Origin of the sequence: Bacillus mobilis (genome assembly GCF_001884045.1) — a bacterium.
In the GTDB taxonomy this organism is placed as follows: domain Bacteria; phylum Bacillota; class Bacilli; order Bacillales; family Bacillaceae_G; genus Bacillus_A; species Bacillus_A mobilis.
In genome coordinates this window covers 1-13,754 of sequence record NZ_MACF01000135.1, presented here as the reverse complement: position 1 = coordinate 13,754, position 13,754 = coordinate 1, and the positions used below count along the sequence as shown (strand labels likewise).

Annotated in this window: 14 protein-coding genes, 1 pseudogene and 1 riboswitch; of the genes and pseudogenes, 12 read left to right on the top strand and 3 right to left on the bottom strand. The window is 35.3% G+C overall.

Features of this window, described 5'->3' with window-relative positions; all coding sequences use genetic code 11:
* Window positions 1-455 precede the first annotated feature (455 nt).
* The 4 genes from BAQ44_RS26125 (at window position 456) to BAQ44_RS26110 (ending at window position 3,503) form a co-directional block, all read left to right on the top strand.
* A complete protein-coding gene (locus tag BAQ44_RS26125; RefSeq protein ID WP_071724601.1) occupies window positions 456-962 on the top strand; it encodes a GNAT family N-acetyltransferase in 507 nt (168 codons plus the stop codon).
* A 368-nt stretch (window positions 963-1,330) separates the two neighbouring features.
* On the top strand, window positions 1,331-2,080 hold the full coding sequence (locus BAQ44_RS26120; protein ID WP_071724599.1) for a class I SAM-dependent methyltransferase: 750 nt from the start codon (window positions 1,331-1,333) through the stop codon (window positions 2,078-2,080).
* Between the two features lie 100 nt (window positions 2,081-2,180).
* Window positions 2,181-2,486, top strand: a complete 306-nt coding sequence (locus BAQ44_RS26115; protein WP_061677738.1) for a monooxygenase — start codon at window positions 2,181-2,183, stop codon at window positions 2,484-2,486.
* Window positions 2,487-3,170: 684 nt separating this feature from the next.
* Window positions 3,171-3,503, top strand: a complete 333-nt coding sequence (locus tag BAQ44_RS26110) for a DUF1904 family protein (RefSeq protein ID WP_001120973.1) — start codon at window positions 3,171-3,173, stop codon at window positions 3,501-3,503.
* Between the two features lie 52 nt (window positions 3,504-3,555).
* Here BAQ44_RS26110 and BAQ44_RS26105 read toward each other — a convergent pair whose 3' ends face one another.
* Window positions 3,556-3,879 carry a hypothetical protein gene (locus BAQ44_RS26105; protein ID WP_071724596.1) on the bottom strand — a complete coding sequence of 108 codons (324 nt, stop codon included), beginning with the start codon at window positions 3,877-3,879 and terminating at the stop codon, window positions 3,556-3,558.
* A gap of 50 nt (window positions 3,880-3,929) precedes the next feature.
* A complete protein-coding gene (locus BAQ44_RS26100; RefSeq protein ID WP_061677736.1) occupies window positions 3,930-4,322 on the bottom strand; it encodes a VOC family protein in 393 nt (130 codons plus the stop codon).
* Window positions 4,323-4,433: 111 nt separating this feature from the next.
* Between BAQ44_RS26100 and BAQ44_RS26095 the strand changes: the two genes are divergently transcribed.
* The 4 genes from BAQ44_RS26095 (at window position 4,434) to BAQ44_RS26080 (ending at window position 10,880) form a co-directional block, all read left to right on the top strand.
* Window positions 4,434-6,743: an AAA domain-containing protein gene (locus tag BAQ44_RS26095; RefSeq protein WP_071724595.1), complete on the top strand. Its 2,310-nt coding sequence runs from the start codon at window positions 4,434-4,436 to the stop codon at window positions 6,741-6,743.
* A 75-nt stretch (window positions 6,744-6,818) separates the two neighbouring features.
* A riboswitch (SAM riboswitch) is annotated at window positions 6,819-6,920 on the top strand.
* 88 nt (window positions 6,921-7,008) lie between these two features.
* Window positions 7,009-8,214: a M20 family metallopeptidase gene (locus BAQ44_RS26090; protein ID WP_071724593.1), complete on the top strand. Its 1,206-nt coding sequence runs from the start codon at window positions 7,009-7,011 to the stop codon at window positions 8,212-8,214.
* 185 nt (window positions 8,215-8,399) lie between these two features.
* Window positions 8,400-8,966, top strand: a complete 567-nt coding sequence (locus tag BAQ44_RS26085) for a TetR/AcrR family transcriptional regulator (RefSeq protein ID WP_001072320.1) — start codon at window positions 8,400-8,402, stop codon at window positions 8,964-8,966.
* Between the two features lie 57 nt (window positions 8,967-9,023).
* Window positions 9,024-10,880, top strand: a complete 1,857-nt coding sequence (locus tag BAQ44_RS26080) for an alpha/beta fold hydrolase (RefSeq protein WP_071724591.1) — start codon at window positions 9,024-9,026, stop codon at window positions 10,878-10,880.
* Window positions 10,881-11,204: 324 nt separating this feature from the next.
* Here the strand turns inward: BAQ44_RS26080 and BAQ44_RS31875 are convergent, their stop codons facing one another.
* Window positions 11,205-11,402 (bottom strand): hypothetical protein, encoded by a 198-nt coding sequence (locus BAQ44_RS31875; protein WP_002170404.1) that lies wholly within the window; start codon window positions 11,400-11,402, stop codon window positions 11,205-11,207.
* Between the two features lie 541 nt (window positions 11,403-11,943).
* On the opposite strand from BAQ44_RS31875, the gene BAQ44_RS26070 reads away from it, so the two are divergent.
* From BAQ44_RS26070 to BAQ44_RS26055, 4 genes and pseudogenes are all read left to right on the top strand, one after another.
* The gene (locus BAQ44_RS26070) at window positions 11,944-12,453 is read left to right on the top strand and encodes a DinB family protein (protein ID WP_071724589.1); all 510 of its coding nucleotides are present in this window, start codon (window positions 11,944-11,946) and stop codon (window positions 12,451-12,453) included.
* Window positions 12,454-12,985: 532 nt separating this feature from the next.
* The gene (arsR, locus tag BAQ44_RS26065) at window positions 12,986-13,291 is read left to right on the top strand and encodes an arsenical resistance operon transcriptional regulator ArsR (RefSeq protein WP_025708626.1); all 306 of its coding nucleotides are present in this window, start codon (window positions 12,986-12,988) and stop codon (window positions 13,289-13,291) included.
* A 60-nt stretch (window positions 13,292-13,351) separates the two neighbouring features.
* Window positions 13,352-13,468, top strand: a pseudogene (locus BAQ44_RS26060) (VOC family protein); the annotation flags it as partial.
* Between the two features lie 222 nt (window positions 13,469-13,690).
* Window positions 13,691-13,754: helix-turn-helix domain-containing protein (locus BAQ44_RS26055; protein ID WP_148662578.1), on the top strand; the 64-nt coding region annotated here is incomplete at its 3' end.

Here is a 13,754-nt window from a genome sequence, read left to right as displayed (position 1 = left end):
TTTTTTATTGAATATGGGGTTTTCTTATTTTTAAATAAAAGGGGCGTATATGTTGATTCAAAATCCAATAATCTTTATGTATTATATACACAACATGTTAGATTTGAAATACTTAATAAAAAGGGGAAACATCAGGGAGAAGTAGACTTTAATTTAAACTCAACAAAATGCGTAATTGTTGTTACTCATTCACAAGAAGTTGCAAAAAAAATCAGATCCAGCATTTTATTTAAGTAAAATGAAGTTAGTAGTAAACGAAATTTAGAATAGTTAAGAAAAAGCTATTTTTGTCCTTAATTAACATAATTTTCGAAATGTATGAATGCTAATATTTGTTATATGATATATTTATCAAATTATTATTCATGTAGTTTCTATGATGAATCTGTAAGATAGTTTAAGGGTTGAATGTGGATTTGAAATAAAGACACGATTTTTTGAGAGGAGAAAAGTAAATGTTTATAAGAACAGAAAGATTATTAATACGAAATTTTGAGTTCAAAGATTGGCAAGATGTCCATGAGTATACATCAGATAGCAATGTTATGAAATACATACCTGAAGGGGTTTTTACTGAAGAAGATACAAGAAACTTTGTAAATAGAAATATGGGTGAAAATGCAGAGAACTTTCCTGTGATACTGGTAGATGAAAATATTCTGATTGGTCATATTGTTTTTCATAAATATTTTGGTGACCATACTTATGAGATTGGGTGGGTATTCAATCCTAAATATTTCAATAAAGGATATGCTTCTGAAGCAGCACAAGCTACATTAAAATATGGGTTTAAGGAAATGAAATTACATAGAATTATAGCTACATGTCAGCCCCAAAATACCTCGTCATATCGATTGATGGAGAAAATTGGAATGAGAAGAGAAGGATATTTCAGGAAGTGTATACCCCATGGAAATGAATGGTGGGATGAATATTATTACGCTATTTTAGAAGGAGAGTAGTGTCTCAGAACGCATTGTTTAAATCAAAATCATAATTAAAATCATGCTATCCTTTTTTGAGAATTGCTTGGCCCATAAAATAATTAAAATGTGGGCGGTGCTCTATGCCCATCAAGCTAACATTATATAAGTTTAATTTCATGTAATATTTTTTGAAAATTAAAATAAAGGTTAATTTTCTTAATACAGTATAGTATCTACAGCAGTTTATTCAGCAAACGGGCAGGATTGTGAAAGTATTGAGTTCGAGATATCTTCCTAAAAAACATTACATAATAAAAGGATGACAAAATTTTTATGGTTAGTATGATAATTTGGAAACAGAAGTCAGCTTAATCTATGAAAAACTTATCAGAGGAGTGATGTAAGTGAAACAAAATGTTTACGATAATCCGAATTTCTTCAAAAACTACACAGCGTTGCGTGAAAGTGGAATAAACGCTAATGACTTCATAGAACAGCCAGCAATCAAATCATTAATTCTGTGTTTGAAAGGAAAATCGGTATTAGACTTGGGTTGCGGTGATGGTCATTTTTCAAAGTATTGTATAGAAAATGGTGCAAAAAACGTAGTAGGTGTAGACATATCCAAAAATATGATTGAACGTGCTAAAAAGTTAAATCAGGATGATAACATAGAATTTATGTGTCTTCCTATGGAGGATATGGGACTAACCAATCAAAAGTTTGATCTGATTATAAGTTCCCTCTCTATACATTACATTGAAGATTACTCGGCAATGATTCAAAAGATTAATGAACTATTAAAAAGCAGTGGTGAATTTATCTTTTCAACCGAACACCCAGTAGCAACAGCTCGCAAAGGGAGCAACCATTGGATAAAAACTGAGGATGGTAATAAATCACACTGGGCATTAGATAATTATCAAGAAGAAGGAATCAGAGTACACAACTGGTTTGTTGACGATAGTGTGGTTATTTATCATCGAACAGTTGCCACATTAATAAATACTTTAATTGAACACGGGTTTTCGCTGGATAAAATAATCGAACCACAATCAACTTTGGCAGGGATAGAGAAAATGCCAGATTTAATAAACGAATCGCGAAGTCCATCTTTTATTATAATCAAGTCAAAAAAACAAAATAATATTTAAAAATATCTACCGCAATCTGGGAGCTTTTATTGAATTATGAAAACAGCCGTTACACTGTATGCATTCGAATTGAAAATATTGAACATAGGAGTGAGTGAAAATGGCATATTTACTACAAGTTGATTTTCCGTTTGAAGGTCCTTTTGGTGAAGAAATGGAAAAAGCATTTTTGGATTTAGCAAAAAGTATTAATAAAGAAGAAGGATTCCATTGGAAAATATGGACGGAGAACGAAGAAACGAAAGAAGCTGGAGGCATCTATGTATTTGAAGAAAAACAAGACGCTGACAAATACGCCGAAATGCACAAAAACAGACTTCAAGCATCTGGTATTAAAGATATTAGAGTAAGAATTTTTCACATCAATGAAAAGTTAACTAAACTGAATCGTGGTTATAGTAAATAATGAGGGACACGTAATTCAAAAAATCTCTATATAAATAGGGATTCGTGTATCGGCATATAGTTCCTTGGAAAAGGTAACGTATGAGAGTTCTTAAACTTGTGGAATTGACGAGAAAGTACTGTGGAAAAAGTTGTATTGAAATAATTATTTATAAAAGGGTACGCCCCTTACTGGGAGGTAAGGGGCACAGGAAATGCAAATTTATTTGTAATTTGCTAAGTTGATTGTAACATATATACCTGTCTATACATGTTACGGAATTATGAACATAACTAATATTTAGTAACTAGGAATAAAGATGGTTGTAGGACTTAAGTTGTTGTTTAAGGAATTTAACAGAAAAATGCGAGAAGAGACCTGAAAACAGTTCCGTTTTTGTTATTGTTTTGGCATATAATAAACAATGTTGATTCTCGCGTATCGATACGGGAGAAATAGAGGGAATATCTCATCGCTATACTTTCCTATGAATCTACAGAAAGAGTAGCGTGTTTTTATTTAGGAGTATTTTTTTTATTAGTTTGATACCGATGTGACAATACCTCTTTATTATTTTTCAGGTTACAATACATGTATTGCATCACTAACATATGATCATTCTTAAGAATGATCATATGTTAGTGATGCAAAATAAATTGTGTTATGATATGAGCAAATATAAAGCTATGTAACGGAGGGATTCACATGCCGCATGTTGTGTTTCGTGGAATTACTACTGAACAATTAAAAAGCATAAGTAAGCCATTAGTAGAAGAGCTCGCAGAAATCTGTGAGTGTGGTACGGATAATTTTACCTTGGAACTACCAAGTTCTACGTTTGTATTCAATGGAGAAGAAATAGAAGCGTTTCCTCTTATTGAAGTGAAATGGTTCGAGCGTGGACAGGAAATTCGTGATCGATTTGCCAAGGCCATTACTACATATGTAATGGATTTTGGACTTCCAGAAGTAGAGGTTGTATTTACGGTTTTCACAGAATCAGCGTATTATATTAACGGAAAGCATTGTGCAAGTTAGAGCTATTTGAAAGATTTTTATATCATTAAGAAAAGAAATAGGAGAGAATATCCTATTTCTTTTTATTTCTATAAAAAAATATAACTGCTAAATCTAAAGTAATGATAATAATTAGAAGAAATACTTCTATAAGTGCATCAGTTTTCCCATGTTGCAAAGACTTTATAAAGAAATCCCATTCTGTTTCATAGGGAGGCTCTGACCAATTTCGTTGCATTCCAAAAGTTATTCCATTTATGAAAAAGATAATACTTAATAGAATTCTTCCAACAAATACGGCAGCTACTTTTAAATTCCAGTGTTTTATCTTAATTACATACAGGATTGGAAAGAGTATAAGGATCCAAAAAATAATAATATAGATTGTATTGATCATTCTCTACTCCTCATAAAATGATTGTTTTTAACCTGCAAAATAAAGGTTTTTTATCTCTCCGTTTCAAAAAACTCAATCCACTCTCCATCAGGACCAGCGAAGAATATGTAACGTGTTCCATCTGGTAATGTTTCAATTTCTTCTCCTAGTAAAAAGGTTATTTCGTGTTTCTTGAGTCTTTCGATTTCATCCTCTAATGAATCCACTTTAAAGCAAATGTGATGTACTTTTCCTTCTGCCGGAAGAGAAGAGTTGTAGCCTTCAATGAGTTCTAGTATCGTTTCCTTCGATTCTTCTACACCTAAAAAAGCGAGTTGTAAGTCTGGATTCGGGTGCCCCATACGTTTAATGAGCTGTAAGCCGACTACTTCTTCATAAAATGAAATAGATGTTTCTAAGTTTGCAACCATAAGTCCAACGTGTTCGATTCTTCTAACTGGCATGTAGATTCCTTCTTTCTGAAAATTATATACAATATATTATTGAAAATTAAGAAAATAAGCAAGATAAAAACCTTACAAATTTTAGCGTGTTATATGGTATAGTGAGAAAGTATGTTTGGGGAGAAGGAAGGAGATTATACGATGAATACACCTACTCAAACTCCTTCATTATCGGCAACGATGAAAGAGTGGCATTATGCATTAGCGTATGAAATTAAACATTGGAAAACGATAGGTGGTAGTAAAATTTCTATCATGAACGGTCGTTTTTTATATACAGATTATGAAAGTACAGTATACGTATTTCAGCTTATTTCGGAAGTAAGCTTACCTGAAGGTTCACCAATTCGAATTGAATTTGATGGTGAGGAAGCGACAGGGGAAGTATTATCTGTACACGGATTAGAAATAGAACTGAAATTAAATGATTATATACAAGGTGAAATACGAGAGGCTGTTTTATACAGTGAACCGTGGCAATTGTTAGAGCAACTACAAGAGCGATTGAAAGAGGCACATAAAGATAAGTTAAAACGTAATCGTATAAAGCGTCTTGTTGATGGGACGAGCAGTCCGAAACATATTGAGAAGATGAAAAATCCGAAAAATGAATTGGCGTATCGTTCGTTTTACAATCCGACAACGTACGTGTGGGGACCACCTGGAACAGGGAAGTCTTACAATTTATCACGTATTATTTCGGCGCATTATCAAAAGGGAAAATCGGTACTTGTGCTAGCTCATAGTAATGCGGCAGTGGACGTATTAATGAGTGAAGTAACGAAGCAAATTGAGAAGAAAAAGAAATGGACGCCTGGCGAAATTGTTCGTTACGGTTATAGCCAACATGATCATATACGAAATCATGAAACGTTGCTTGCATCGAAGTTAGTTGAAACGACGAACGGATCTTGGGGAGAAGAAAGACTCTATTTAGAGGAAACACGACAAGATCTCCGTGAAAAGATTTTATCATATAAAGCGACTTCTGCTGATAAGAAGCGTATACAAGAGATTGAAAGTGATCTTCGAAAGCAAAAAGCGAAAATTAAAGAAGTAGAAAAAGAATACATTGAAAATGCAAAAGTAATCGGTGCAACTTTATCGAAATGTGCCATTGATTCATTGATTTATGAGCGTACATTTGATTTAGTTGTCGTAGATGAAGTGAGTATGGCATATGTTCCGCAAATTGCATTAGCTGCATCACTTGGAAAACGCATCGTCGTATGTGGTGATTTTTTACAGTTACCTCCAATTGCGATGGCGAACCATGAACTCGTTCGAAAATGGCTCGGGGAAGATATGTTTTACCATGCCGGGATTGTTGAGTCTGTCAATAAGTCAGAAGCACATCCGAACCTCTTTATGCTGCAGGAACAAAGACGTATGCATGCGGATATATCTAAGTTTACAAACTCATTTATTTATAAAAATAGAGTGTATGATCATCCGTCTGTTTCAGACCGTAAAGAACTTGCGCAATTGCAACCATTCGCAAATGAGGCGAGTGTTTTATTTGATACGAGTCTAATGGGCGCCTTTTCGTTAAAAGATGCTGCTTCAGGTTCTCGTTTTAACATTATGTCTGGTTTAGTAGCGATGCAAATGATGTTAATCGGACTGTTAGATGGTGTTCAATCGATCGGTGTTGTTACACCTTACAGAGCACAATCCCGCTTTTTATCAACGTGCATTAGAGAAATGTTGCAGAGAACGAAATATCAAAACATACCAGTTTTAGCGGCGACGGTTCATAAGTTTCAAGGGTCTGAAAGAGATATGATGATATTTGATACAGTGGATAGTTATCCGCAAGAACGACCAGGCGTGTTATTCTTTGACCATAAAAACCATCGCCTCGTCAATGTAGCTGTAACGAGAGCGAGAGGGAAGTTCATTCAATTATCAGATTGCCATTATATGCGTAAAAACCTTTCGAGAAAACAAGCGTTATCACAATTAACAGCTCATATAGAACGTCACGGAGATGTGTATGATCGCACGACATCAAGACAATTGTGGGAGCGGAAAATTTCGAAACGTTTACGCTGGTTTATGGAAATGAATCTTGAAGAGCCGAAAGTGTTATTAAAAGATATTTTAGCTGCAAAACGAAAGATTATTATTTCACTTCCAAGCACAAAGCAAGTGGATAAACGAGTATGGCAAGCGTTAATGCGTACAAATGCGCAAATAACAGTGTATAGTGATGGACCAGTTCCGTTAAAAAATGTAAAGTTACAAAGACAAAACAAAGCATTCCCGTTTATCGTAATCGATGATGAAATCTTCTGGGCAGGAGCGCCACTCACATCTCAAATGATGTTTGAAGGTAGTACGGAATTTCCATACGTATGTGCAAGGCTGCAAGCACAAGAAACAATTGGTGTATTAAAAGGGTTTTTAGATATCCGGTAAATTCGGATAGGAATTCCTTGACTTTTAATCGGAATGAACTTAGAATGAATGTAATTTAATATAATTTTATGAAAATTCTTATCAAGAGAGGTTGAGGGACTGGCCCTATGACACCTCGGCAGCAGATTCGTTATGAATACTGTGCCAATTCCAGCAAGGTAACTTGAAAGATAAGAAAGAAGCTCATTTTGACTGTATATGCAGAAGCCTCTTTCTATCTTTTAGAAAGAGGCTTTTTTATGTGAAAATATAAGGGGGAAGAAAAATGGGAGCGACAGGAGTAACGTCACAAAGGAAAATAATTGAAGAGAGTATTGAAAGAAATAAGGAAAAGTACATAGAAACAAGTCACGATATTCATGCGAATCCGGAGATTGGTAACCAAGAGTTTTACGCATCAAGAACGTTGAGTTTATTACTAGGAAGCGCAGGTTTTCAATTACAACACAATATAGCTGGACATGAAACAGGTTTTATCGCGCGAAAAAGTTCAGGAAAACAAGGACCAGTTATCGCATTTTTAGCTGAGTATGATGCTTTACCAGGACTCGGTCATGCGTGTGGTCACAATTTAATTGGCACAATTAGCGTTGCGGCAGCGATCGCATTATCAGAAACGCTTGAAGAAATTGGCGGGGAAGTTGTTGTGTTTGGTACTCCGGCTGAAGAAGGAGGGCCAAACGGTAGTGCGAAAGCGAGTTATGTAAAAGCTGGTTTATTTAAAGATATCGATGCGGCACTTATGATTCATCCGAGCGGAAAAACTGCGACAACGAGCCCTTCACTAGCAGTCGATCCACTTGATTTTCATTTTTACGGAAAAACAGCTCACGCCGCAGCTTCACCAGAAGAAGGAATTAACGCATTAGATGCGATTATCCAGCTGTATAACAGCATTAACGCACTTCGCCAACAACTTCCGTCAGATGTGAAAATTCATGGCGTTATTACTGAGGGTGGAAAAGCACCGAATATTATTCCTGACTATGCCGCAGCAAGGTTCTTCATCCGCGCAGCAACGAGACAGAGATGTGCGGAAGTAACAGAGAAAGTAAGAAATATCGCAGAGGGAGCAGCACTAGCAACAGGTACGAAAGTGAAAATTCATCAATTCCAAAATGAAATCGATGAACTACTCGTAACAAAAACATTTAATGACGTCGTAGCCGAAGAACTAGAATTACAAGGTGAGGACGTAAATAGGAAAGAAAGATTTGGCATCGGCTCAACAGACGCAGGAAACGTAAGTCAAGTCGTACCAACAATTCACCCATACATTAAAATCGGTCCAGACAATTTAATTGCACATACGAATGAATTTAGAGAAGCAGCACGTTCAGAATTAGGAGATAAAGCATTAATTACATCCGCAAAAGCACTAGCAAATACAGCGTATCGATTAATTACGGAAGAAGGGTTGTTAGAGAAGGTGAAGGAGGAGTTTAGAGAGGTGCAGAGGAATCAGGGGTAGATGGTTAAAGGGAGTGGGGGGATCCACTCCTTTTCTTTTTTGCGTAACACTGATGCTAAGATTTTTTTGCAGTAAAATCAATGTTAGTAGAATTTTTTTAATCAAAATTTTTTCAAAATTAAGATACATGCTTGCAACATTTAAATTAGTACTATATAGTTCTAGTTATGACAAAGGTAAAATTAATGAATCAAAAACGTGTGATTGAAGTAGCTGCAACATTATTTTTAGAAAAAGGGTTTGCTTATACAAGTATGGATGAATTAGTACGTGTAAGCAAAGTTTCAAAGTCTAATGTGTATTATCACTTTTCTAATAAGGAAGTACTATTAGAAGGGGTCGTTGATTATTGGATTGAAATGTATCAATCTGCAATTGATGACGTACTTTCTCAGAACCAATTTTTAGTTGAAGATCGTATCCAACTGTTTTTAAAACAATTATCACAAGGAGTTCAGTCGAGAGAGTATAAGGGGAGCTGTCCATTTATTACTCTTTATATTCAAAGTCCTAAACAGGCCACACAAATAAAAGAAAAAATAGGTCTTTTTTTTACAGGATTACAAAAGAAAGTTTCTCTATTACTTAAACAAGGGGTAGAGAATGGAGAATTCAGAAATACGATTAATATTGATGAGGTTGCATCCCTTTTTATTACAAATCTTGAAGGAGCGTTATTTATTTCAGAAACATTGAAGGATGCAACTGTAATCACGAAAACAGCAGATCATTTTTTAAAATTGCTTCGATAAAAGAAGCATTTTTTTTACATCAAATTAGTACTGTATAGTACTAAATGGAGGTCTTATATGAGAACAGTATTTTTAATTGGTGGAACAGGCTTTATTGGAAAGCAATTAGTGAAAGAATTAGCCAAAGAGGATGTTAAAATCCTTCTTTTAGTGAGGTCGAAAAGTAAAGCAATACGCCTTTTTCAAGAAAGAGGCATCTTACAAAAGGCAGTTATGCACTTTATTGAAGGTGATTTGACGAAAATAGATTTAGGTCTAAGTGCTGAAGATAAGGAGAGGGTATTGAAAACGGATGTGATTATTCACGCAGGAGGCCCCATGGATATTCAAGCGACAAATAAAGAGGCATCTTCCGTATTTTTAAATGGTGCAAAACATATTAGTGAATTAGCTAAAAGTATTCATCAATTGAAGGGCTTGCAACAATTTATTCATGTTGTAGGTTATATGAGTCCCTTTGATGATCAAAATAGCAAGATTGCAATTGATGCGTTTAAAGAAGGAAACAATGATTTGAAAATAAAAAATCCATATGAGAGAACAAAATTTTTAGCAGATCTTTATATCCGTCACCAGGCATCAGCGGTAGGTTATCCGCTTTCTGTAATTAATCCGCCAACTGTAGTCGGTAGTAGTAAAACAGGGAGTACAGAGCAGATAGCAGGATTAGGTTTGCTTGTGATGAGTATGCGAAGAGGGCTCATGCCAGTGATTCCTGGAGGTAAGGGATATAGGTTACCACTTATTTCAAACGATGAGCTTGCGAAGTTTATTGTGCAGGTTTTCAGATTGGAACAACCGACTATTCAAACATATACACTTGTTGAAGACAAACAGCACGATCAGAACATTGCTGAATTATTAAGTATTATGTCGGAAAGTATGAATATGAGGGCACCAAAAATCTCTGTCCCAATGCCACTTATGAAAGCAATTATGAATAGTGGAGTAAGTAAAATAACAAAAATTCCTTCGGATGGACTGAATTTTATTACAAAACGAAAATTTTCAAATGTTTCAGCGAAAAAAATTATGGGAGGAGATTGGTTTAAGGAGACGAGTGTAATAAAATTTTTCCCTGCCGTAGTAGCAGATCTGGATTATCGAATGATATATCAAAATGGCCAGCATAATCATTTATTTAAACGAACATTATGCGATAACACTACCCTTTATCAATTACAAGGAGAGGGTAAACCATTTATTTTATTACATGGTTTATTGAGTGATGGAGAGGATTTATTTCCTTTAGCACAAGAGCTTCATGAAAAAACTGGTCAACCTGTATGGATCTTGGATCTTCCAGGTTTGGGACGTTCTCCTTTTAAACGAGAGAAAAATCTTCTAGATATCTATTTGAATGTAGTGAAAAAGTTATTGGAGAAAGCTACTCATGGTGCACATCTAATTGGCCATTCATTCGGTGCGTTTATTCTTCTGGAAGCATTGGTACAAGAGTACATAGATCAGAAGTATTCAATCACTTTACTTCAGCCACCTGTTATTAAAAAAAATGCTACATCGCTAAATGTTCCTCAATTTATGAACAAATGGACATTAAAACTGGCAACTACTAATTTCATAGGGCGATATTTATTAAGTAATGGTTTGTTTGAAAGTATGGAGAGCATCCCTGAACATTATATCGAAAAAATAAGGAACAGTTTTACTTCTCCTAGAATTTTAAATACTACGGTTCAGCTTAATAGTTTACTACTGAAAAACGATCAAGGTGATTTCAATGAAGTAACAAAGTATAATCTTCACATTATTTGGGGGGATTATGACAGAGGCTATTCTGCTCCATCGCATCTTGGTAAGGTTGATTTTGTTCCATATGGCCATCATTTTCCTCTTAGCCATCCGAGTGAAACGGCAACATTAGTAATAAAAAATAGTAATACTAGCAGATGAGAGTGTGGGATAAATAAAAAGTGTGTAGTAAGATCGTTGTGTCTTTGAAATAAAATTGTACTGTTTTGGGTCCCACCACATCACCATCAGACTAAGAAACGCAAATACCTCAAAACGAAAAAATGAGCATTTTGTTACAAGATAGTACAAAATTCCGTTTTGGGGGTGCTATAAAATCTTAGGTTGATGGCAATGGGGTACCGCCAACAAGACGCGAATTTTGCACGCTAAGCAAAAAAACAATAAGCTGTCCACATGGACAGCTTATTTACATAATTCTCGGTATTGGAAGTAAAGTAAACCTCTCTTATTCAAAGAAAGGCATTACATGCTATTCCGAATGCAATAAAACAAATAAAATACTAAGACAACAACAGTAATAATACTCGATGCTGTTCTGAAAGTTTTGTTTTCATACGTTTTATTTAACAAGAAGAAGAACAAAACGACCCAGACCCCGTTGGAAAAGAATGATGTTAGTGCATTGAAAACAACTCGAAACGCAAACATAGAGTCTTCCATTAGTTTTCCGACCCCCTTTTTTTTCCTATTTTATCATTTGAGAGAAATGATATGTTGTTTGATTTTGGTTGTATATTCTATACATGTGAGATTAACATAATGTCTTATTATCGGTAGCAAGTTTTTCATAGAATCCTTGTTTTTACTAAATTTGTTGTCTCTATGTCTATCTATCTCTTACACAAGATTTTATACATCATTGATATAGCGGGGATTCTAGGGATCTTCGCTATTCTTTTTTGTATAACTTCTTGTATAAAAAAGTAGTTAGATTAGCGTGTTTTACTCCGGTTCATTTCAAAATATAATTGAAAATCCATCTTTAAATTAAAAAAAGTGTTACCTATATATATTAATAACTTCGAAATATTGTATAACAGATAATTTTTATTGTGCTAACGAATCAGGATAGTGTGGCGACTGACCAACTAAATAGTTGCTTATTCTCGATTATTAGAAGGGAAGTTCTATCATTTCGCGAATTTATTAGACATAGACGAGTGCTATAATTTTCTATATGTACATAAAGAGGTGAATACGCATGAATCAAAGACCTTCAGAAGAAGAATACGCCGGGAACTCCGGCGAATATATCCGTTTGGTGCCGGACGGTAACATCATCGATATTCTGTTCGCCCAGGAAAAGCAAATGACCGAGCTCCTGGCATCGTTGACCGAAAGCCAGGCCGCATATCGGTATGCGGAAGGAAAATGGACGCTGAAAGAAGTCGTGGGCCACATTGCAGATGCGGAACGTGTCATGACCTACCGCCTGCTCCGGTTCGCAAGAGGGGACCAGACGCCTCTGACTGGTTTCGATCAGGAATTATTCATGCCTCCTTTCGGAAGTTGGACAACCGCGCAATTGGCCGAAGACTACCGGGCCGTACGGCAATCAACGATCACATTGCTGCGCGGGCTACCGGCGGAGGCGTGGACCCGCAAGGGCACAGCCAACGACCTAGGTATTACGGTGCGCGCCCTCGCGTACGGCATCGCAGGACACGAAATTCATCACATGAGGGTCATCCGAAATCGGTACTTGAGTTAATCGCCGGCTGAGGCCTTTGGAATGGAACTAATACCTCTCATACAACCTTAGATACCGTTCTTATTGGGGTCCCGCTCCACAACCATCAACTTAAGGATTTAGACTATTTTTGAAATGAAAAGCACATTACTATTCTCTTATGTTAATGAGAAAGGATGACGTGCTTTTTATGAATATGTAAGAAAAACAAGAGTTGTCTTTATTTGCCGAAGAGTTATATCGATTTTTTTCATTTGGGGGTATTTGTTTTTCTTAGCTTGATGTTGATGGGGCACTACTCTATAATGGTCAAATTAAAATTTAAAACAGTTATAGAGACTCCATTCCTCGGAAATATTGTAACTATTAAGTTGTAAAAAGAACCATAGTTTTTTATTTTTGAAAAGGCTATGGTCTTTTTAGTTGTAGCAAAGATATGATGTGAGGAAGTTTTTCTAAATCAAAAAAATTTGATTAATCAGTTGCATAATAAATTAATCAGCGTATATACTATAAATATCAAAAAAAGTTGATGAAGGGAGAGTGAACTAAAATGGCACAAGATTTTCAGTTATATGAGAAAAAGTTTAAAGCGTTGGCGGATCAGAAGCGTTTAGAGATTATGTATGAACTTTGCCAGCGAGGCCAGACTTGTGTATGTGATTTAACAGAGGTTTTTGACATGACGCAATCTAAGTTGTCCTATCATTTAAAGATTTTATTAGATGCAGGTTTAATTGTAAAAGAAACAAAAGGTACGTGGAGTTATTATGATTTAAATGATGCGGAAGTAAACAATTTATTATCAGAAGAATTGTGTTGTATTTTTAGAAAAACAGGCAAAGGTAGCTGTTGTTAAAATTTTGTACTATTAATCAAAAAAAATTGATTAATAACATATAAAAAGGAGGAAGTTGCTATGAGATATGTTCACGTTGGCATAAATGTTACGAATTTAGAGAAGTCTATCGAATTTTACGAAAAGGTATTTGGTGTGTCAACAGTTAAGGTGAAAGTGGATTATGCAAAATTTTTATCAATTTAGCCAAGAAGAATCCTTCCTCAAGGAGCGTGAAGGACGTAGCCCGGCGAGTAGGTGGGAGATGAATTGGCTTCGAACAAGAGATGACAGGAAGTCATCTTAATTGTTCGACATATGTAAAGTGTTACCGGACAATTTGTCATAATCACTTCACTATCAATCGAATATATGTTTGGTGTATAATAGACATATACCGAAATGGAGGTGAAACCAAGGATGATCAATAAAGCGTATAAATTTCGTATCTATCCAAATAAAGCACAAGCGATTCTGATCAATA

What these genes read in the sequence shown, in the direction of transcription:
- BAQ44_RS26125 (WP_071724601.1), top strand. Translation starts at nt 456, where the DNA reads ATGTTTATAAGAACAGAAAGATTATTAATACGAAATTTTGAGTTCAAA.
- BAQ44_RS26115 (WP_061677738.1), top strand. Translation starts at nt 2,181, where the DNA reads ATGGCATATTTACTACAAGTTGATTTTCCGTTTGAAGGTCCTTTTGGT.
- BAQ44_RS26110 (WP_001120973.1), top strand. Translation starts at nt 3,171, where the DNA reads ATGCCGCATGTTGTGTTTCGTGGAATTACTACTGAACAATTAAAAAGC.
- BAQ44_RS26105 (WP_071724596.1), bottom strand. Translation starts at nt 3,879, where the DNA reads ATGATCAATACAATCTATATTATTATTTTTTGGATCCTTATACTCTTT.
- BAQ44_RS26100 (WP_061677736.1), bottom strand. Translation starts at nt 4,322, where the DNA reads ATGCCAGTTAGAAGAATCGAACACGTTGGACTTATGGTTGCAAACTTA.
- BAQ44_RS26095 (WP_071724595.1), top strand. Translation starts at nt 4,434, where the DNA reads ATGTTTGGGGAGAAGGAAGGAGATTATACGATGAATACACCTACTCAA.
- BAQ44_RS26090 (WP_071724593.1), top strand. Translation starts at nt 7,009, where the DNA reads ATGGGAGCGACAGGAGTAACGTCACAAAGGAAAATAATTGAAGAGAGT.
- BAQ44_RS26085 (WP_001072320.1), top strand. Translation starts at nt 8,400, where the DNA reads ATGAATCAAAAACGTGTGATTGAAGTAGCTGCAACATTATTTTTAGAA.
- BAQ44_RS26080 (WP_071724591.1), top strand. Translation starts at nt 9,024, where the DNA reads ATGAGAACAGTATTTTTAATTGGTGGAACAGGCTTTATTGGAAAGCAA.
- BAQ44_RS31875 (WP_002170404.1), bottom strand. Translation starts at nt 11,402, where the DNA reads ATGGAAGACTCTATGTTTGCGTTTCGAGTTGTTTTCAATGCACTAACA.
- BAQ44_RS26070 (WP_071724589.1), top strand. Translation starts at nt 11,944, where the DNA reads ATGAATCAAAGACCTTCAGAAGAAGAATACGCCGGGAACTCCGGCGAA.
- arsR (WP_025708626.1), top strand. Translation starts at nt 12,986, where the DNA reads ATGGCACAAGATTTTCAGTTATATGAGAAAAAGTTTAAAGCGTTGGCG.